The sequence below is a fragment of the Myxococcus vastator genome (genome assembly GCF_010894475.1).
GTDB classification, from domain to species: domain Bacteria; phylum Myxococcota; class Myxococcia; order Myxococcales; family Myxococcaceae; genus Myxococcus; species Myxococcus vastator.
This window is the reverse complement of record NZ_JAAIYB010000140.1, coordinates 1-18,376: the sequence shown is the minus strand read 5'-3', so window position 1 is coordinate 18,376 and position 18,376 is coordinate 1. Positions and strand designations below refer to the sequence as shown.

The following is an 18,376-nucleotide window of genomic DNA, read 5'->3' as shown; positions in this document are numbered from 1 at the left end:
CGCCACCCGCGCGCCCTCGAAGCGGTTCCACGGGGAACAAGCCGCCAGGCGCGTTCACCGTGCAGCGTCACGCGCCAGGCCCAGGCACCGACGGGCCCGCGGCGCTGGCCGCATCATTATATAGGGGGCTGACGCTGGCACCCCGGCCCGCCTCCAGGCTCCTTCCGGGGACCCGCCACCGGCCTCCGGGCCGCGTAACCCCGTGAAGAGAGCAGGGGAGCAAGGCTCGCCGTGAATTTGATCCGGTACCAAACCGCGTGCTAGCAGCGTGGATCAGCGCGCAACCGTGCACTGCATCACGCACGGGCCCTGGCCAGCGGCCGGGGAGAGAGAGGATGGGCCACCGTGGGTCGTATCATCTGCATCTCCAACCAGAAGGGCGGCGTCGGGAAGACCACCACCGCCATCAACCTCGCCGCGAGCCTGGCCTCCGCGGAGCGCCGCACGCTGCTGGTGGACATGGACCCGCAGGGCAACGCGGGCAGTGGCCTGGGCATCAAGCAGGACAACATCCACGGCACCATCTACGAAGCGCTGCTCAATGACCGGCCCATCACGGAGCTGCTCCACCCCACGGAGCTGCGCTACCTCCAGGTGGTGCCCGCCACGCCGGACCTCACCGGCGCCGAGGTCGAGCTCGTCAACCAGGAGAACCGCGAGTTCCGCCTCCGTGACGCGCTCCGCCCGCTGGCCCCCGAGTACGACTACATCATCATCGATTGTCCGCCGTCGCTCGGCCTGCTGACGCTCAACGCGCTGGCCGCCGCGGACTCCGTCCTCATCCCGCTCCAGTGCGAGTACTACGCGCTGGAGGGCCTCTCCCAGCTCACGCACACCATCGACCTGGTGAAGCAGGGCCTCAACCCGGACCTGAAGATGGAGGGCATCCTCCTCACCATGTTCGACTCGCGGGCCAACATCGCCCACCAGGTCGTCGAGGAGGTGCGCGGGTACTTCAAGAAGCAGGTGTTCGAGGTCATCGTGCCGCGCAACGTGCGCCTGTCCGAGTGCCCCTCGTTCGGCAAGCCCATCATCCTGTACGACATCAAGTCGAAGGGCTGTGAGAGCTACCTCGCGCTGGGCCGCGAGCTGATGAAGCGGGACACCCCCAAGAGCCCTCGCAGGCGCGTGGCTTGAGCCGCGCCCTGGCTGGAGTCACGACGTGGTGAAAGCAGACATGCAGAAGCGGGCCCTGGGGCGCGGGCTGTCCGCCCTCATCCCCCAGGCGGGCGCCACCGGGTCCGGCAAGGGCGAGCAGGCCCCGAAGGCCGGCGTCCTCAAGCTCCCCATCGAGTCCATCCACCGCGACAAGGACCAGCCGCGCCGCTACTTCGACGAGGAGAAGCTCAAGGAGCTCACCGAGTCCATCAAGGCGCAGGGGGTGCTCCAGCCCATCCTCGTCCGCAAGGCCAGCGACGGCTACCGCATCATCGCGGGCGAGCGCCGCTGGCGCGCGTCCCAGGCCGCCGGCCTCAAGGAAGTGCCCGCCATCGTCCGCGACGTGACGGAGGTCCAGGCCTTCGAGCTGGCGCTGGTGGAGAACCTCCAGCGCTCGGACCTGAACCCCATTGAAGAGGCGGAGGGCTACAAGCGCCTGGTGGAGGAGTTCAAGCTCACGCAGGAGCAGGTCAGCGTGCGCGTGGGCAAGGAGCGCTCCACGGTGGCCAACGCCCTGCGCCTGCTGGCGCTGCCCGCGGACGTCAAGGGCATGGTGGCGGACGGCTCGCTCAGCATGGGCCACGCGCGCGCGCTGCTGGGCGTGCCCCGGCTGCCGGAGCTGCAGAACCTGGCCCGGCAAGTCGCGGAGAAGAAGCTCTCCGTGCGTGACACGGAGCGGCTGGTCCAGCAGAGTCGCCCCAGCGGGAAGAAGGACGCGGGCAAGGCGGCACCGAAGCAGAGCCCGCAGGTGAAGGCACTGGTGGAGGAGCTTCAGCGGCGACTGGGTACCAAGGTCCGGCTCACCGAACGAAGCCCTGGAAAGGGCACCATCGAGGTGGACTTCTTCTCGTACGATGACCTCGACCGGCTCTTGAAGCTTCTCAGGAAGGAGTAGGACGTGGCGCTCCTTGGCGGGAAAAAAGACGAAGCATCCAGCAAGCCTCTGTTCAGGCGGGAGGAGGAATCCGTGTCGCAGCGTTCTGGTGAGGTCCACACGCTCCTGGGCAAGGGGAGCGAGTTCGAAGGGAAGCTGACCTTCGAAGGGCAGGTCCGTATCGACGGCAAGTTCCAGGGGCAGATCATCACCAAGGACGTGCTCGTCATTGGGGATGGCGCCAAGGTCCAGGCCGAAATCCAGGCTGGCACCGTCATCATCAACGGCCAGGTCGAAGGCAACGTGAAGGCGACGCAAATCATCGAGCTCAAGACGCCCGGCCGCGTGAAGGGCAACCTGGAGACGCCGTCGCTGTCCATGGACCGCGGGGTCATCTTCGAGGGCTCGCTGAAGATGGAGAACCTGGGCACCCCTGGCGCCCGGCCGCCTCCGCCTCCGGGTGGCGAGAAGAAGTAGGCGTGCGTTCCTGGAAGCACATGGCGCCAGCGTCACTGCTGGCGCTCTCCCTCCTGGGCGGCTGCAAGGGCTGTGGCCAGGAGGATGCTGCTTCCGGTACCGGAGAGGATGACGGCCGTCCGTCCTCCATCCGCGCCGGTGTGAAGGTGCCGCTGCCGGACGGCTGGTCCGCGCTGGTGGCGCCGGATGAGAGCTTCCAGGCGGGCCCGCCCGGCCGGCCCGTGCTCCGCGTGGACCTGCGGCGCGGAGAGGGCGAGCAGCTGCCCTCCGTGGAGACCCTGGTCGGCCGCGTCCGCGAGGAGCTGAAGGACTTCGAGCTCTCGCTGGACCAGGAAGAAGAGACGGAGCGCTACTCGCTGCTGCGCATCACCCTGGCGCCCCGGCTGGCGGATGGGGGCGTGGGCCAGGAGGCCCCCGGCTTCTTCGGCGCGCGGCGCGTGGGCAACGACTTGTTCCTCTGTGCCAGCCTGCCGGGCGCGTCCGCCGAGGACGTGCTGCGGGCCACCGAGGCCTGCCGCGAAATCCAGGTCCAGGGCGCCCTGCCGGAGTGAGCAGCACCGCGCGTCCAGGGCCCTCACACCTCCAGGCAGGTGGGAGTGTCACCTCCTGGCCGAGTCGGGGCAGGCGAGCAGGCGTGCGCTACCGCCTCGTGAACATCTGGCGCGGCTCGGGTGTCCCAAGGTTATGCATTTTCAGGGTGCACTTCCGTGCACACCGCGCCGGCATTGACGCTCGGGGACTTTCCCTGGTCGTCACGAATCTTTAACCTGACCCTCCCGGACTGCGTTGGGTGCTCGTCTCGAACCCATCCAGGACCTCCACGCAGTGCCCTCGCAAGGAGTCCCCGCATGTCGTTCTCCGGAATGCTCCCCCTCCAGCTCGCCACCGTGGACATCGCACCTGTCGGAGAGCAGCTGATCGCCGTGGGCGGCCTCGTGGTCGCCGGGCTGGGGGCGCTCTGGGCCGCCTGGACGCGGCCGGCCCCGGTGCCGGTGCCCATCCCCGTGCGCGGCGGCTCGTCGCGCCGCAACCCGCGCCGCTGAAGCACCGCGAAGGGCGCGAAGGCGGGGTGAGTCCCCGCCTTTGCGCCCCTGAAGGCAGCACCCCGCCTCAGCGCTTGAAGGCCAGGGAGAGGGCGAAGTCGCCCGCGGCGTCCGTCCACCACTCGGCCAGCGTGAGTCCCGCGGCGGAGAGCTCGGAGGCCACCTGCCGCTGGTGGAACTTGCAGCTCACCTCCGTGCGCAGCACCTCCCCTTCGGCGAAGTCCACCTGCTTGCGCAGCGTGGACAGCCGCACCGTCTGCGCGCGCCGGGACACCAGGCGCATCTCAATCCAGGCGTTCTTCTCATCGAAGGGCGCGAAGTGCTCGAAGGCCTCCGGGTCGAAGTCTCCGCCCAGCTCGCGGTTGAGCACCTTGAGCACGTTGCGGTTGAACTCGGCCGTCACGCCCGCGCTGTCGTTGTAGGCGGCGTACAGCCGCTCGCGGTCCTTGATGAGGTCGGTGCCCAGCAGCAGCCCGTCTCCCGGCTGGAGCCCGGCGGAGAGCTGGCGCAGGAAGAGCGCGCGCTGCGCCGGCTTCAGGTTGCCGATGGTGCCGCCCAGGAAGGCCACCAGCCGCCGGCCGCCGCTGGGAATCTGGCCCAGGTGCCGCTCGAAGTCCCCCACCACCGCGTGCACGGTGATGCCCGGGTACTCGCGCGCCAGGCCCGACGCCGCGCGCCGCAGGAAGGCCTCGCTCACGTCGAAGGGGACGAAGCGCGCCAGCTGGCCCGCCGCCTCCAGCGCGTCCAGCAAGAGGCGCGTCTTCTCGCTGGTGCCGCTGCCCAGCTCGATGAGCGTGTCCGCGCCGCTCAAGCGGGCGACGTCCCCGGCGTGGGCCAGCAGGATTTCCCGCTCGCGCCGCGTCGGGTAGTACTCCGGCAGCCGGGTGATGTCGTCGAACAGCTGGCTGCCGCGCTCGTCGTAGAGCCACTTGGGAGACAGCTCCTTGGGTGCGCCGCACAACCCCTGGAGCGCCTCTTCCCGCAGGGCGCGCTTCGCGTCGCCCGGCTTCACGTAGACGTCCACCTGGACTCCGGGCGTGTGCTGCGCGTCTTCACCCGGAGTCGCCACCGTCGGTACCGTTGTTACCCGCATCGCCTCACCTCACCTCGCGTTCCGTGCACAGCGGAAGCCGGCGAAAATCTGCCGGCGGTTGGGGAAGTCCCAGTTGCGAAAGCCGTTGCGCACCGCGACCGGTGCGCTGGCCCACGCGCCTCCCCGGAGGACCTTGTAGGACTCGCCGAAGAACACCTCGGAGTACTCGGGGTAGGGGAAGGCGCTGAAGCCCGCGTACGGGCGGAAGTTGCTCGCGGTCCATTCCCACACGTCACCCAGCAGCCCCCAGACGCCGTCCTGGCTGACGCCCTGGGGGTAGCTGCCCACCGGCGCCGGGCCCCAGGTGCTCCCGTCCAGGTTGGCGTGAGCGCGGGTGGGCGGCGCGTCGCCCCAGGGGTACTCGCGGGGGCGGCCGTCACTGCCGCGCGCGGCCTTCTCCCACTCGGCCTCGGTGGGCAGCCGCTTGCCGGCCCAGCGCGCGTAGGCGTCCGCCTCGTACCAGCACACGTGCTGCACCGGCTCGTCCCTGGGCAGCGGCTCCACCTGGCCGAAGCGCCGCCGCAGCCACGCGTGGCCGCCCTGGGGAAGCCAGAAGCCCGGGTGCTTCAGCCCCTCCGCCTGGACGACCTCCCAGCCCTGGGGGTGCCACCAGCGCGCGTCCTCGTAGCCACCCGCCTCCACGAAGACGAGGTAGTCGCCGTTGGTGACGGGGTGCGCGTCCATCAGGAACGGGGCGACGTGCTGGGAGAACGCAGGCCGCTCGTTGTCGTAGGCCCACGGCGACGTGCTGCCCAGCCGCACCTCGCCGCCCGGGATGAAGACCTCTGCCTGCGGCACGGCGCCGGGCCGGGGCCGCGGGCGCGCCGAGGGCACGGGGTACTCCGGCGACGTCATGAGCTGCAGCGTGGCGGCCAGCGTCTCCGCGTGCTGCTGCTCGTGCTGCGCCACCATGCCGAAGACGTAGCCGCCCGCCAGCAGCGGCGCGGTGCTGTCCTGGGGCAGCCGGTGCAGGTGCTCGCGCACCGCCTCACGCACGCGCCGCGCGTAGGCGAAGGCGGCCTCGGGCGGCAGCAGCGGCAGCTCGGCGCGCGTGGCGCGCGGGTGCCGGAAGGCGTCATAGATGGCGTCGAACGCCGGGTCGGTGATGGCCGGCGCCCCCAGCGCCCGCAGCAGCCACTGCTCCTCGTAGTTGGCCACATGCGCCACGTCCCAGATGAGCGGCGACATGAGGGGCGAATGCTGACGGCGCAGCTCGTCCTCGGGCAGCCCGCCGAGCATCGCCAGCACGCGCGCGCGCGCCGTCTCCAGCTCGGTCCAGGCACGGGACTTCCAGGGTGGATGGGGCCCGCCTTCCTCTCGCGGGCGACGCCGTTCCTCGGCCATATGGAACATCACCCGTCCAAGGTAGGGAGGCGCCCGGCGCGGAGGTAAGCCCCCGCCCCACCGGCGCCCGAGCGGCTCGTAAAGGACCGCACGTTGCCCGTGCGCCCCCCACGCCTTGTCTCTACGCCGGGGGTAGCGCCTCGTCCCGCGACCAAACGTGAAATCCGCAGTGAAGGTTGAAGCTCAAACACTATACCCCTCCGCGCGCGAAGCCACTCAGGGCGCGCTGGAGACGCGGGCCAGTCCGAGCAGGGTGAGCGTGCGTGAGCGTTCGTCCCACGCGTACTCCAGCTCCAGCCCGTGCTGCGGCACGACATGCCGCGCCACCAGGCCGTCGGCGGACTCGGGGGGGCGCAGGGTCGGGTCTCCCAGCCGCTCCAGCACCTGCTGCAGTGCGTGGAACGTCTCCGCCGTCATGCGGCCCACCTCGCGCCACGCTTGTGGCGCGTAATGCACGCGGTGTGGGCCCTGTCTTTGGCGGAGCTGCGGCATGTCCCGGTGACCTTCGTCCTTTCCGGGATGGTTCGTATGCCAACGGCGTGCCCACACCCCGGCGCTTGGATTTTCAACAAGCTGGGCAGGTGCCGGGCGACCCGTGCTGCAGGAGTTACAGGCGGGCGACAGCGGAGGCGGAAGAAAGGACAGGCTCGAAGTCCCGGGAGTCACGGGGCAACTGCCTTCCGGGGCCGCCTGGCCAGGGTCCCTCCAGGGGGGCGTGACGCGCATGCCCCGGCGGTGGGGCGCGCCTTGGAAATGCGAGGCCGGCCCGGTGGCCGGCCGGGGAGACGGCGGCGCGGGCCCCTGGCGTGTCCTGGCTGCCCGCCTGCGGCCGGCATGCCCAGGTTGAGCGCAGGGCCGGGCATGCGGCGGCCCCTGGCAAGGAGGAAGGATGGCTCGGCGGAGGTACACACCCTGGTCCGCCACCAACGGCCTGCTCTTTGGCATGGCCGCGGGCGTGGTGCTGGCGTTGGCGGAGGTGGTGCTGGCGGTGGCGTCGGGGGACCCTCCGATGCGGCCGGTGCGCATGTCCGCGGGGGTGCTCCTGGGGCCGCGGGCCTTCACGGCCGCGGTCTCCGACAGCACGGCCCTGCTGCTGGGCGTGGGCGTCCACCTGGTGATTTCCGCGGGGGTGGGGCTCTTCTACTCCGTGCTGGATGCGTTCCTGCCGCCGGACGGGCGCAGCCGCTGGGAGTTCCAGGCCGCGGTGGGGATGCTCTACGGCATCTTCGTGTGGCTGGTGAACTTCCAGTTCATCGGGCGTGGCTCCTATCCCTGGTTCCTGGACGTGCCGCAGTTCACCCAGATTGTGGTGCACGCCGTCTTCCTGGGCCTGCCGCTGGCGTCGCTGTTCACCGCCGCGGAGCGCCGCCGGCTGCTGCTGGATGCGGCGGAGAGCACCCCCGCCCGCTGAGGCGCGCGAGCGCTTTGAAAAAACGCGGAAGGTATGGTGAAAGTACCCGACCTTGAGGGTTAGCTGGGCCGGCCCTCCTTCCGTGGACTGACACACGCATGGACACAGAGCTGGCGAGCATGCTGGGGGCCGCGTCGAGAGCCGCCCGGGTGCGGATGGGGCTGACGCAGGCGGATGTCGCCGAGCGCATCGGCATGGCGTCGGAGGTGTACGGGCGGCTGGAGCGCGGCCACATGCTGCCCAGCGTCCAGAACCTGCGCCGGCTGTGCGTGGTGCTGAACGTGCCGCCCCACGAGCTGCTGGGCCTGGGTGAGGGCTTCACCGCGCCGCCGCCGGTGAAGGAGAAGGCCGCGGCGAAGCACCGCGAGGACGACACGCCGGAGATGCGGCGGCTGATGCGCAGCCTGCGCAAGCTGACGTCGGTGCAGTTGAAGCTGATGAACCTGGTCGCCTCGGCGATGCACCACAAGAAGAAGTAGCTACGGCGGGTTGCGCGTGGTGAAGGGGAACGTCTGGATGGCGAAGTTCCCCGCCGGGTCATCCATCCACACCTCCACGGTGTGCTCGCCGTCCACCAGTTCGCGCGTGTCCAGCGCCGCCGTCCAGGTGCCGTCCGGCTGGAGCGTGGCGGCCCGGATGCCGGAGCCATCCCGCGTGAAGGCCACCCACCGCACGCCGCTCACCGCGTCCGTCACCCGCGCGGTGAGGTGAATCACCCCGCTGTACGTCTGCCCCGCCGCCGGCAGCAGCAGCGTGGCCTGGGGCGCGGCGTCGTCGTAGCGCACCGTGCGCGACAGCGTGGCGCGCATGCCCGTCTCGCTCGTCACGTCGATGGTGAACGCGTTGTCCCCGGGCACCAGGTCCAGCGTCGCCTGCACGCCGCCGCCGCCCCGGGGCAGCGTGTACGTCCGCCCCGTGGACAGCGTCACCGTGGTGGCGGAGGCGGAGTACACGCCGATGTCGTAGGGCAGCGCGTCCCCCGGCTGCGGCCCCACGAGCCACCCGTCCGGCAGGCCCGTGGACACCCACGGCGCCTCCGCGTCCACCCACACCGTCAGCATCCGCTCCGTGACGTGGCCCACCGAGTCCGTGGCCCGCACCAGGATGAGGTTCTCCCCCGGCCACAGGTCCACCCGGTGCGTCACGTCTCCGCCGCCGGCGGGCACGTCCGTCACCTGCACCCAGTTGGTCTCCACGCGCACCGGCGACCAGTCACGCACCACCATCCGCACGTCCACGCTGTAGGACGCCATGGCCGCGCCGTTGGCCGGTGAGAGGAAGGTGAGCTCCGGCGCGGTGTTGTCCACCATGACGACGGCCTCCTCGCTGGCGATGCCGCCGAACGAGTCCGTGGCCACCAGCCGGATGACGTTGGGCCCGTCCACCAGCGGCAGCACCGTGTCCACGTAGCCGCCGCTGGGGTCGGGGGCCACCGGGTGGCTCACGCCCTGGATGACGAAGGTGGCCGAGTCGATTTCCGCGCCCGCCGCCAGCGGGGTGACGAAGCCGCACACCTCCAGCGTCAGCGCGTCCGTGAAGCCCGGCAGGCCGCACAGCGTCACCGACGGCGCGGGGAAGGGGGAGGGGTGCACCTCCACGGCGAATGATGCGGCGCTGCCCAGCCGGTTCTCCCGCGCGGGCGAAAGCGTCACGCCGGAGTACACCGCGCGCAGGTCCTGCACGCCCAGCTCGCTCCAGGTGGAGGCGCGAGGCCGCCACACGAAGGCGTAGACGCCGTCCCCGTCCGCGTCGTTGTCCGCGCCCACCGTGACGCCCGCCACGGAGAACGTCACCACGCCCATGCCGGGGCCTCGCGCCTCCCAGCCGCGGTCATCCACCACGCGCGCGGACAGGGGGTTGTTCAGCGCCACCGTGAGCTGTCCGTCCTCGGGCGACAGCAGCGTGGTGGTGGTGGGCACGCCGTCGGTGGGCGGCGGCGGGTTGGTGTAGGTGGTGACGCGCACCGAGCCCTTCACCCCGTCCGCCTCCTGGGAGGCCGCCACCACCATGACGTCCGAGCTGAGCGACGGCGCCAGCCCCTCCGGCGCGGTGATGGTGAGGGTGAGGGTGGCCTCGGTGTCGGGCGCCAGCTCCAGCGTGGCGCGGCTCAGCGTCGCCGTCCAGCCGGTGAGCCCGCCCTGGGTGCTCAGCCGGTAGCTGTCCGTCTGGTAGCCGTGGTTGCGCACCGTGACGGGGTAGGTGACGGACTGCGCGCGTGGCAGGTCATGCTCGAAGGGCCGGCGCGCCCCGCCGCTCACGGTGACGCCCACGCTGTAGTCGCCGAAGCACGCCAGCCCCAGCGAGGCGAAGGTGGTGGGGATGTCCGGATAGCGCGTGCCCGCGCCCCAGCTCCCGTTCACCGCCTGCCGCGCCTTGAGCCACTCCAGCGCCTCCGACATGCGCCCGTCCGCGCCGGGCTTCCGGCCCGCCAGGCACAGCGCGTACAGGGAGATGCCGGTGGCGAACTCATCCGGCACGTCGCCCTCCAGCGAACCCCAGCCCGGCGCGCCTCCGCCCGCGCGCGTGGACAGCAGCCGCGTGGCCATGCGCTCCAGGGCCTGGGTGTTCACCGCGTTGGCGCCGGGGCCGGCGGCCTTCAGGCCCACCATGGCCCACGCCACCTGGTGCGTGTAGCGCTGGCCGTCGGTGTCCGGGCCGTCCGTCCAGTCATCCATGTGCGCGCGCACGTAGTCCGCCGCCCGGTCCAGCGCGGCCTGGTACCGCGAGGCCCTGGCCGGGTCCACGCGCTGCCGGGCCTGGGCAATGGCCGTCATCATCCGCGCGGTGACGCCGACGTGGCCGTAGCCCACCGGGTAGAAGGGGAAGTCCTCGCGCCAGCGGCCGGTGGCCTCCTGCCGCGTCAGCGCCCAGTCCGCGGCCAGCACCAGCGCGTCCGAGTACCGCGTGCCCAGGTGCGCGTCGTAGCCCGCCAGGCCGAAGGCGGAGTAGCTCGTCTTCGCGTTGGGATAGAAGATGCCCTCGTGGAACCACGAGCCGTCCGCGCGCTGCTCGGAGACGAGCCGCCCGGCGATGAACTCCAGGTTCTCCCGGTTGGTGCGCCCGTTGTACGTGAGCGCGTCCAGGTCGTAGCCGGTGGTGCGCGCGTTCGCGAGGCCGAACATCGCCGCGCCGTGGCGGTGGCACGACGTGCAGCCGAAGCGCACCGACCAGTTCGCCGCGTCCGCGCTGAGGTAGTTGATGGCGCGCTGCGCGGACTCCGCGTTGGTGGCAGCCCGCGCGGGCCCGGCGAACAGCAGCCCCGTCAGCGTGACGAGGAAGAGCGTGACGCGCGCGAGCGTCGCGCGCGGCAAGACAGGGGAAGCGGCGTGTGAGGGCATGAGGGCTCGCGCGAAGGATACCGCGCTGGGCATTCATGCAAGCAAAGCGCCCGGGGAAGCGGGCGCATGCCTGTCTTGGAGGCATGACAGCCATCACCTTCACCTGAGGGTCGCACATCACCCCGAGGCCGCTTCACCCCGAGGCATTCAAGACACATGCGCAATCCCTGTTCACCGCGCTGACGCGCCTCGTGTACGGCTCCCGCGCGATTGGCAGAATAAGCCAGACCTTCGCTGGAGGCCGTGCTGGCGGTGAATCACACGCATTCACGTGACAGGCATTGCGCGGCGTCATCGCGGTGCTGCGTCCCCCGGGACGGGCGTCTCCGACGGCGGGCGTGGCAAAGGCCCGCCTTCGAGCGGAGGGCACGCGGGGGACATGGACTGGCGCACCCTGCGCGCGCCGGTCCTTGCCTCATCCGCCTGTCTTCCACGCCGCGTTATTCGGAGGCGCCGTCCCGACTTCAGCTCCCGACGATGTCGAAGGACTGGCCGAGTCCGCGGGCGAGCGCGGCGTCGTAGAGGGCGCGGGCCAGGGCCACGTCCTGGAGGGCGAGCCCGGTGGAGTCGAAGACGGTGATTTCGGTGTCGCGGGTGCGGCCGGGCTTCTTGCCGGCGACGACCTCGCCCAGGGTGCCGGCGATTTGCTCGGGGCGGAGGAGGCCGTCATGCAGCGGGACGTTGACCTCGCCGGAGTGGAGGGCCTGCTCGGTGTCGTCGATGAAGACGCGGCCTTCGGTGAGCAGGCGCGCATCCAGCTCCTGCTTGCCGGGGGCGTCGGCGCCCATGGCGTTGATGTGGGCGCCGGGCTGGAACCACTCGCGCTTCACCACGGGGACGCGGGCGGGGGTGGCGGTGCAGACGATGTCGGCGCCGCAGGCCTCCTGGGTGCTGACGATGCGGCCGCCCCTCTCGGCCTGGAGCGCCTTGGCGGCGGCCTCGGAGGTGTCGGCGAGCAGCAGCTCCAGGCCGTCGCCGAAGAGGGCGCGGTGCGAGTCGATGAGCACGCGGGCCTGCACGCCACAGCCGACGAGGCCCAGGGTGCGCGGCTGCTGCTTCGCCAGGAACTTGGAGGCCACACCGCCCGCGGCGCCGGTGCGCCAGGCGGTGAGCAGGGTGCCGTCGAGGATGGCCAGCGGGGAGGCGGTGTCCGGGTCGCTGAGGATGTAGAGGGCGCGGACGGTGGGCAGGCCGTGCTTCTCCGGGTTGCGCGGATGGGCGTTGACCCACTTCACGCCGGCGGCGCCGTCGAGGAACGCGGGCATGGCGCGGAAGTCGCCGTCGTAGGAGGGCAGGGACAGGTACACCTTGGGCGGCATCAGCGACTCGCCGAGGCCGTGGGCACGGAAGGCCCGCTCGACGGCGGTGAGGCCGAGCTCGACGGTGTACAGGCTGCGGAGGTCCTTCGCGCTGAGGATGAGGGTGGGCATGGCCGCGCTATATAGCGCTGGATGGGCCGTGGCTGACATTGGAAGGAATCAAGGAATGGACCTGTCCACTTCACCGCTGTTCGAAAGGCTCGCACGGGCGCGGCACGTGCTCATCGCGGGCGCGGGCGGTGGCTTCGATGTGTTCAGCGGGCTGCCGCTGTTCTTCCGCCTGCGCGAGCTGGGCAAGCAGGTGTCCCTGGCCAACCTGAGCTTCACGCGGCTGGAAGCCGTAGAGGGAACCTGGGTTGCGCCGGGCCTCATGGAGGTCGAGGCCCATACGAAAGGGCCAGCTCATTACTTCCCGGAGGGGCTTCTGGCGCGCTGGTTCAAAGGCCGGGGTGAGCGCGTCCCGGTGTACTGCTTCGAGCGAACGGGCGTGGCCCCGCTGCGCGCGGCGTATGCGTTGCTATGGGAGCGGCTCGGCTTCGATGCCGTGGTGCTGGTGGACGGAGGTACCGACATCCTCATGCGCGGGGATGAGGTGGGGCTGGGCACGCCCGAGGAGGACATCGGCAGCCTGTCCGCCGTCGACGCGCTGCCACTGGAGGACAAACTGGTGGTGTGCCTGGGCTTCGGCGTCGACCGGCACCATGGCGTCTGCCATGCGCACTTCCTGGAGTCCGTGGCCGCGCTCAGCCAGCAAGGGGCCTACCTGGGGGTCACCGCGTTGTTGGAGCCCATGTCCGAGGTCGCCCTGTATCGCGACGCAGTGACGTACGTGTGCGAGCGCATGCCACGCGCGCCCAGCATCGTGTCCTTGTCCGTGGTGAGCGCCGTGGAAGGGGCATACGGAGACGTCCACCGCACGGTCCGGACCGAGGGCAGTCAGCTGTGGATCAACCCGCTGATGAGCATGTATTGGGCCTTCGACCTGACGGCAGTCGCACGGCGATGCCTCTATCTGGACGCGCTCCGCGACACGCAGACTGCGTGGGAGGTAGCAGACCGCATCGAGACCTTCCGGAACGAGTGCCAGCCCATTCGGCCGTGGAAGGACATCCCCGTGTGAGCGTCGCAGGGCGGGCCGCGTCAGTGGTGCGCGTCCACCCACTCCGCCAGGATGTCCGCGTGACAGGGACCGGGCTTGCACCAGCAGCCCATGCGTCTGCCACGCAGCGTCAGCACGGCGGCGCGGTAGTCCGCGTCATGCCGGGTGCGCAGTTCCAAGTACCAGCGGAACGCGTCGAAGGCGTCCTCGTCCGGCCCCATGCGACGCAGGGCCTCCGCACGGATGCGCTCCTGCTCCGCCTCCGGAAGCATCCCCAGCCACGGCGCGAAGTAGGTGCGCAGCATGGCGCCTGGAGTGCGCACGCCCCCGGGCTTGAAGGGGTTGCCGAAGCGGCCGGGCACCGGGTTGAGCGGGCTCGGCTTCGCATAGGCGCGGAAGGCCCGGCCCACGTACACGTCGCAGCCGTCGTGGACATGGACCGCCGTGGTGCGCGTCACGGTCATCGGCGTGGCCTCCCGAGCGCTACTTCTTGCGCTTCTTGCCCGCGGCGGGCGCGACGACGGGCTCCGGGGGCTTCTCCGCGGCGGCCTTCAGTGTGTCGCGCTCCTCCACCACCTTCGCCACTTGCTCCTCCAGTTCGCTGATGCGCTCCTTCAGCGTCGCGTTCTCGGCGCGCAGTGTGTCCGCGTCCTTGCGCAGCGTGTTCGCCTCCACGCGCGCCCGCGTCAGCTCGCGCGACGACGTGCAACCCACGGCGAGGGGAACCACCGCCAGCGACACCACCGTCATCCATGCCTTCATATGACTCAGCTCCTGGACGCCCGGACCCAGGGCCTTGAGCCCCGTCGGACCGGCGTCGTGGCGCGGAGCGTAGACATGGAGCCCGCGTCACAGGAAGCCGCGTCAATGGGTTGCATCTCCAATGACGTTGTCGCTGAACTCTTGAATCCAGACGTGCTCCGGTCCCCAGGTGAAGAGGAGCCGGTGCTTGGAGATGACGGTGAAGCCCGGGGCCTCCACCGGCCGCGTCACGGTGAGGATGCGCGTGCCGGGGCGGCAGGTGCGGAAGCGCTCCACCAGCCGGGCGCGTGTCTGGGGCGTCAGCGCCGTCCAGTTGGTGAAGACGTGCGTGGCGTCCTGGAGGTCCGCCTGCGTCGCATCGCCAAGCACGAGCTGCGCCCCAGCCTTCTCCACGGGCTTCCGGGCCAGGTCGACGTGGTACTGCATCAGCTCCACGCCGCGAGCCTCCGCGCCCAGCCAGCGCGCGGCCAGCAGCGTGCGGCCCCGGCCCGCGCCCAGGTCCACCAGCCGCGAGCCACGGCCCAGCCCGGCCTTCCAGAAGAGCCACACGCCCGTGTGCACCGGCATCTCGCCGTACATCAGCTCCTTGAAGATCTGCCCGCTCGCCTGGAGCACGCGCGTCGTTTCGAAGGAGCGCTTCAACCGGTAGGGCGAGACGCGCACCTCGTGCAGCCACAGGCGCAGGTAGGGCGGGAGCAGTCGGGGGTGGCGCAGCAGCAACAGGACGTCGAAGAGTCGGGTGAACAGCTCGATGAACACGATGCTGATGCGCAGGACGACCAGCGCCGGCAGGGACATGCCGTAGTCGTCTTCGTCCTGCGCGGGCGGGGGAGAGGGGGGCACCGTCACGGTTCCTCGTAAGCCGGTGAGGATAGCACCCCGAGGAACCGTGCCTGTGGCTTCGCGTCAGCGGATGCGCGGCGGCGTGGCGTGGGCCACATCCATCTGGGACAGGAACCCGCCGGGGCGTGGAGTCCTACGTCCGGCGTCGACCTCCCACGTCCAGCATGTCCCGCGTCACCACGGCCATCCGCGTGGGGCCGCTCATGGCCTCCCCACAGAAGGCATAGACGAAGTTCGTCTGGGCCTTCCCGGTGAAGGCGGGGTGCTGGAAGAGGTCGTACTCGAAGTGCCCCGTCACCAGGGAACCCTCCTCCACGGGGGCGTCCTGGAAGCAGGGGACGCGGAGGGGAATCACCTCGGCTCCGCCCGCGTGGCTGCCAATCACCACCAGGAAGATGGGGACGATGGCCGCCGGGCGAGGCTCGCCGTAGCCGCCGTCGTCCTTCTCCGGCCTGGGCGGGGCCCGCTCGTGGGCCAGCACGGGAACCTGGAAGGTGCCGCGGATCCACGCGGGCCGACCGGGCTCGTAGAGGAACACGCGCTCACCGTGCACGGCGATTCCGGGCGCCTCCGGTGCGGGAGGACCGCCGGGCTGAGCCTGGAACTGGCGCTCGTCCTCGCCGGGGGCGTACCGCACGGGCTCGGGTGGTGGGGGCTGCTGCCGCATGGCCTCCAGGAAGCGGGTGACTTCGTCGTCCTGGTAGCCGCCAGGCGTGGAGCGGGTGACGTGCACCTGCACGCGGTTGGACGGGCGGTCCAGCATCAGCGCCGTCAGCAGGTAGTGCCCGGGCTGTTGCAGCGAATCCAGGCGGAGCGCGTCCGTCTGCTCGACGACGGCCAGGGCGCCTGGGCCCGGGGGCTCGGAGGGCGGCGGGTCCTGGTCGAACAGCCCCGGCTGCTCCGGGGGTTCGAACAGCGGAGTGATGTCGAGCATCCGGTCTTCCCGCCGCACGGCGACGAGGTGGCCGGTACTCCATGGGTCGTAGACGCGCAACTCCTGCTGCGTGGCCGCGTACAGCGCCAGCAGGGGAATGCGGTCGACCCGCATGAGGTCGGCCTCCGCTGGCGCGTCCAGGAACAGCCCGTAGCGTCCCTCGGGGAGGAACTTGCGCAGCACCCGCGAGCTGAATTTGAACGGGTCCGTCCAGTAGTCCTGCCCCTCGATTTCGAAGATGCCCGGTGCCATGTCCACTAGGCCTTCCATTTCGTCGTGATGTCGAGCGCGTCGCTGGCCCGGATGTAGAGCGTGCACTCCGGGCAGTAGCTCATCTGCACCGTCTTCGCCTGTTCACCCTGGCCGAAGAGGACGCAGTTGGTGTCGAGCTGGTAGTCGGCGGAGACAAAGCTCTTGGCGCTCAGGTCCTTCCCCGCGGCCTTCAATCCATGTGCGCAGTGCGCGCCTTTGTGGCCGCGGCCTGCATAGAAGGAGCCCGCTGGGATGTAGGCGTCGAACGGGATGCCTGGAATCTGGTGCTTGGGGAGGCGGCCTCGCCTGTCGGTCGCTTCACCTTTGTTCTCGATGTACGCGTGGCCCAGGTTGTGGCCCAGCTCATGGCACAGCGTTCGCGCGACGCCTTCCGCGGTGCCAAGGCCCATGCATGGCGTCATCCGGATCTTCCCATGGACGGCGTTGGCGTTCCCGCCCATCTGGAAGTGCCGGAGCCCCACGGTGACGACGATTCGGTGCTCGTAGCCGTTCCAGCTCAGGTACTGCCCGGGGTCGGTGGGGTCCGTGTTGGGGAGCTTGACTTCGAACGCCTGCGACGAGACGAAGTTGACCCACTTCGTGGCTTCGGCCTGGGTCGTCGGGAGCACCTCGATGGGCTCCCAAGAGTCCCAGAGGGAGTTGAGGAGGCCTTGTCCTGGCTCGGGCTCCTGCCAGATGTCGCTCTTGTCCAGCCACTCGGCGCCCCCCTGTTTGCGGAAGCCGGTGATGCGCCAGTAGACCTTCTCCACGCCCCACAGGTCCGCGGCGCTCGTGCACACGGGGTTGCGCAGGGCGGTGAGCTGCTTTTTGGCCGTCGAGTGCTTCACCGGGGTGCTTTTGGCCTCGAACACGGCCGCGTACTCGCCGGGCGCCGCGGCGACCATGTTCGCGTCATCGTCGGACAGCGTCTTGGGCAGCATGTCCGCCCAGACGAGCATGAGCCTCCGAGGGTCCGGCGGCGGGTTGTGGAGGACGCGGGCTCTGAGCGCATCCAGGTCCACGGGAGGCATGAACGTGCAGTTCTTGTCTGGGGTGAGACTGGCGTGGACGTACGCGCCCGGCATGATGAAGGTGTTCGTGCCGTCCCGGGCCGACAGCAGGGCGTTGATGTCGGCGGCCGTATAGACGGCGCGGAAGGCATCCGGAAACCGTAGCTCGATGAACAGCGGGTCGAGGATGCGCTTGATGGCGGCCTCGAAGTCCGGATGTGGACCGGGAGCCGCGTCGTCGTTATTGACGATGGTGTCCCAGCCCTGGCGCAAGTCGCTGTGGGGGATGACGAACTCGGACTCTAGCCGCCGCCAGTTGCAGACCCAGAGCTCGTCGTCGCCCGTGCCATCATCGAAGCCGACCTGGATGTGACAGATGTCGCCGCCGGCGTAGCCGAGCTGGACGTGGAACACACAACTGCCGCCATTGGCGGGCAGGGCGAGCTGGGCCTTGTAGACGAGGTCCGCTGTCCCAGGCGCCGCGCCCGGGTCCGTGCTGGCCTGCGCCGCGCCGTTGAGGATAAGCGCCGGGCGTGGCGTGGTCCGCTTGCTGTTGGTGGCCTTGAAGGTGACGCACACGCTGAGCTTCTGGTCCTTCAAGCCGAGCGCCCGGTCATGCGGCGCCACCTCCACCCGCATGACGTTCCCGGCGTCCGTGCCGTCGACGAGGGGGAGATTCACATACTGCTTGAAGGGTGAGTCCTCGGCCTTCCCGTCACCGTGCGAGATGATTTTCGCCGTCCACGGGAGCTGGGAGACCTTGAGCGTGTAGCGCGCGGCCTCTTCCGTGGAGGTGACCTTCTCCTCGAGCTTCCATGGGGAGACGGCGTCGAAGGTGTAGGCCATCTGCTTGAGGGGACCGGCCCAACTGCCTCCGGTCACCGTGGGCTTGTCGGTCTTTCCATCCTGCTCCAGGGCGAAGGTGAAGCCCTCCGCCGAGCCCTTGGCGCCCTCCTTCATCTGGACGTCGAGCTTCAGGGTCCTGGGCCAGACGCGGAAGGTGTCCTTGCCAGAGAGGAGCTCCTCCTGGTCCGGCAGCTTGTACTTCCACGAGATGACGTAGTTCTCCATCCCGGCGGGGACCTTGCCGCAGGTGTGCTGGTGGCGCTTGGCGGTCGCCTTCTCGTCCTTGCCCTTGCCATCCGTGTTGAGGAGGGTGAACTCGACGTCTTCCTCGGTTTCGACTCCGGCCAGGTCGATCGGGTCGCCCTCATAGACCTCAAATTGCATGTGGAACTCCTCGTCGGGATGGGCTCAGTCGCGCTTGGGCTGAGGGGAAAGGGAGGCCCGGGCGGAGCCGGGGAGCATGGAGGAAGCACGGGCCTGGGCGGAGCCCGAGGGCTTCGACGCGGAGGTGGCCTTGACGGCGCTCGGGGGCCGCGAGGTGACGGTGGCCGTGGCGGCGGCGGGGCTCTGGGG

At 70.2% G+C, this 18,376-nt stretch carries 18 protein-coding genes; 8 read left to right on the top strand and 10 right to left on the bottom strand.

The annotated features are described in order from the left end of the window. Window positions 1-345: 345 nt before the first annotated feature. From G4D87_RS15980 to G4D87_RS15960, 5 genes are all read left to right on the top strand, one after another. Window positions 346-1,137, top strand: a complete 792-nt coding sequence (locus G4D87_RS15980; RefSeq protein WP_163782933.1) for a ParA family protein — start codon at window positions 346-348, stop codon at window positions 1,135-1,137. Window positions 1,138-1,162: 25 nt separating this feature from the next. Beyond that, window positions 1,163-2,053, top strand: coding sequence for a ParB/RepB/Spo0J family partition protein (locus G4D87_RS15975; RefSeq protein ID WP_163782932.1), 891 nt, complete (start codon window positions 1,163-1,165; stop codon window positions 2,051-2,053). A 3-nt stretch (window positions 2,054-2,056) separates the two neighbouring features. Beyond that, window positions 2,057-2,509, top strand: a complete 453-nt coding sequence (bacM, locus tag G4D87_RS15970) for a bactofilin BacM (protein ID WP_163782931.1) — start codon at window positions 2,057-2,059, stop codon at window positions 2,507-2,509. A gap of 2 nt (window positions 2,510-2,511) precedes the next feature. Further along, on the top strand, window positions 2,512-3,060 hold the full coding sequence (locus tag G4D87_RS15965; protein ID WP_163782930.1) for a hypothetical protein: 549 nt from the start codon (window positions 2,512-2,514) through the stop codon (window positions 3,058-3,060). 297 nt (window positions 3,061-3,357) lie between these two features. Beyond that, window positions 3,358-3,552, top strand: a complete 195-nt coding sequence (locus G4D87_RS15960) for a hypothetical protein (RefSeq protein ID WP_163782929.1) — start codon at window positions 3,358-3,360, stop codon at window positions 3,550-3,552. A 67-nt stretch (window positions 3,553-3,619) separates the two neighbouring features. Here the strand turns inward: G4D87_RS15960 and egtD are convergent, their stop codons facing one another. The 3 genes from egtD to G4D87_RS15945 form a co-directional block, all read right to left on the bottom strand. Continuing rightward, entirely contained in the window at window positions 3,620-4,645 is a 1,026-nt protein-coding gene (egtD, locus tag G4D87_RS15955) for an L-histidine N(alpha)-methyltransferase (protein ID WP_163782928.1), read from the bottom strand. A gap of 9 nt (window positions 4,646-4,654) precedes the next feature. Further along, complete coding sequence (gene egtB / locus G4D87_RS15950) at window positions 4,655-5,998, bottom strand: ergothioneine biosynthesis protein EgtB (RefSeq protein ID WP_176411249.1); 1,344 nt, start codon at window positions 5,996-5,998, stop codon at window positions 4,655-4,657. Between the two features lie 207 nt (window positions 5,999-6,205). Then, the gene (locus G4D87_RS15945) at window positions 6,206-6,406 is read right to left on the bottom strand and encodes a hypothetical protein (RefSeq protein WP_163782926.1); all 201 of its coding nucleotides are present in this window, start codon (window positions 6,404-6,406) and stop codon (window positions 6,206-6,208) included. Window positions 6,407-6,878: 472 nt separating this feature from the next. Here G4D87_RS15945 and G4D87_RS15940 point away from each other — a divergent pair, with 472 nt between their 5' ends. Then, window positions 6,879-7,400: a hypothetical protein gene (locus G4D87_RS15940; RefSeq protein WP_163782925.1), complete on the top strand. Its 522-nt coding sequence runs from the start codon at window positions 6,879-6,881 to the stop codon at window positions 7,398-7,400. A 98-nt stretch (window positions 7,401-7,498) separates the two neighbouring features. Then, window positions 7,499-7,879, top strand: a complete 381-nt coding sequence (locus G4D87_RS15935; RefSeq protein WP_163782924.1) for a helix-turn-helix domain-containing protein — start codon at window positions 7,499-7,501, stop codon at window positions 7,877-7,879. Here the strand turns inward: G4D87_RS15935 and G4D87_RS15930 are convergent, their stop codons facing one another. Both G4D87_RS15930 and G4D87_RS15925 read right to left on the bottom strand, forming a co-directional pair. Further along, the gene (locus tag G4D87_RS15930) at window positions 7,880-10,711 is read right to left on the bottom strand and encodes an Ig-like domain-containing protein (RefSeq protein WP_240358316.1); all 2,832 of its coding nucleotides are present in this window, start codon (window positions 10,709-10,711) and stop codon (window positions 7,880-7,882) included. A 491-nt stretch (window positions 10,712-11,202) separates the two neighbouring features. After that, a complete protein-coding gene (locus G4D87_RS15925; RefSeq protein ID WP_163782922.1) occupies window positions 11,203-12,168 on the bottom strand; it encodes an ornithine cyclodeaminase family protein in 966 nt (321 codons plus the stop codon). A gap of 55 nt (window positions 12,169-12,223) precedes the next feature. Between G4D87_RS15925 and G4D87_RS15920 the strand changes: the two genes are divergently transcribed. Further along, complete coding sequence (locus tag G4D87_RS15920) at window positions 12,224-13,177, top strand: DUF1152 domain-containing protein (RefSeq protein WP_163782921.1); 954 nt, start codon at window positions 12,224-12,226, stop codon at window positions 13,175-13,177. Between the two features lie 20 nt (window positions 13,178-13,197). Here the strand turns inward: G4D87_RS15920 and G4D87_RS15915 are convergent, their stop codons facing one another. The 5 genes from G4D87_RS15915 to G4D87_RS15895 all read right to left on the bottom strand — a co-directional run bounded on the left by G4D87_RS15915 (window position 13,198) and on the right by G4D87_RS15895 (window position 18,187). Next, the gene (locus tag G4D87_RS15915; RefSeq protein ID WP_163782920.1) at window positions 13,198-13,620 is read right to left on the bottom strand and encodes a DUF4326 domain-containing protein; all 423 of its coding nucleotides are present in this window, start codon (window positions 13,618-13,620) and stop codon (window positions 13,198-13,200) included. Between the two features lie 19 nt (window positions 13,621-13,639). Further along, complete coding sequence (locus G4D87_RS15910) at window positions 13,640-13,918, bottom strand: hypothetical protein (RefSeq protein WP_163782919.1); 279 nt, start codon at window positions 13,916-13,918, stop codon at window positions 13,640-13,642. A gap of 102 nt (window positions 13,919-14,020) precedes the next feature. Further along, the gene (locus G4D87_RS15905; protein ID WP_176411261.1) at window positions 14,021-14,716 is read right to left on the bottom strand and encodes a class I SAM-dependent methyltransferase; all 696 of its coding nucleotides are present in this window, start codon (window positions 14,714-14,716) and stop codon (window positions 14,021-14,023) included. Window positions 14,717-14,894: 178 nt separating this feature from the next. Beyond that, window positions 14,895-15,947: a hypothetical protein gene (locus G4D87_RS15900; RefSeq protein WP_163782918.1), complete on the bottom strand. Its 1,053-nt coding sequence runs from the start codon at window positions 15,945-15,947 to the stop codon at window positions 14,895-14,897. 5 nt (window positions 15,948-15,952) lie between these two features. Then, window positions 15,953-18,187, bottom strand: coding sequence for a hypothetical protein (locus tag G4D87_RS15895; RefSeq protein WP_163782917.1), 2,235 nt, complete (start codon window positions 18,185-18,187; stop codon window positions 15,953-15,955). Between the last annotated feature and the right edge of the window lie 189 nt (window positions 18,188-18,376).

Excerpts from the sequence above, each read along its gene's own strand:
- G4D87_RS15960 (WP_163782929.1), top strand. The coding sequence starts at position 3,358 with ATGTCGTTCTCCGGAATGCTCCCCCTCCAGCTCGCCACCGTGGACATC.
- egtD (WP_163782928.1), bottom strand. The coding sequence starts at position 4,645 with ATGCGGGTAACAACGGTACCGACGGTGGCGACTCCGGGTGAAGACGCG.
- egtB (WP_176411249.1), bottom strand. The coding sequence starts at position 5,998 with ATGTTCCATATGGCCGAGGAACGGCGTCGCCCGCGAGAGGAAGGCGGG.
- G4D87_RS15945 (WP_163782926.1), bottom strand. The coding sequence starts at position 6,406 with ATGACGGCGGAGACGTTCCACGCACTGCAGCAGGTGCTGGAGCGGCTG.
- G4D87_RS15940 (WP_163782925.1), top strand. The coding sequence starts at position 6,879 with ATGGCTCGGCGGAGGTACACACCCTGGTCCGCCACCAACGGCCTGCTC.
- G4D87_RS15935 (WP_163782924.1), top strand. The coding sequence starts at position 7,499 with ATGGACACAGAGCTGGCGAGCATGCTGGGGGCCGCGTCGAGAGCCGCC.
- G4D87_RS15925 (WP_163782922.1), bottom strand. The coding sequence starts at position 12,168 with ATGCCCACCCTCATCCTCAGCGCGAAGGACCTCCGCAGCCTGTACACC.
- G4D87_RS15920 (WP_163782921.1), top strand. The coding sequence starts at position 12,224 with ATGGACCTGTCCACTTCACCGCTGTTCGAAAGGCTCGCACGGGCGCGG.
- G4D87_RS15915 (WP_163782920.1), bottom strand. The coding sequence starts at position 13,620 with ATGACCGTGACGCGCACCACGGCGGTCCATGTCCACGACGGCTGCGAC.
- G4D87_RS15910 (WP_163782919.1), bottom strand. The coding sequence starts at position 13,918 with ATGAAGGCATGGATGACGGTGGTGTCGCTGGCGGTGGTTCCCCTCGCC.
- G4D87_RS15905 (WP_176411261.1), bottom strand. The coding sequence starts at position 14,716 with ATGTCCCTGCCGGCGCTGGTCGTCCTGCGCATCAGCATCGTGTTCATC.
- G4D87_RS15900 (WP_163782918.1), bottom strand. The coding sequence starts at position 15,947 with ATGGCACCGGGCATCTTCGAAATCGAGGGGCAGGACTACTGGACGGAC.
- G4D87_RS15895 (WP_163782917.1), bottom strand. The coding sequence starts at position 18,187 with ATGCAATTTGAGGTCTATGAGGGCGACCCGATCGACCTGGCCGGAGTC.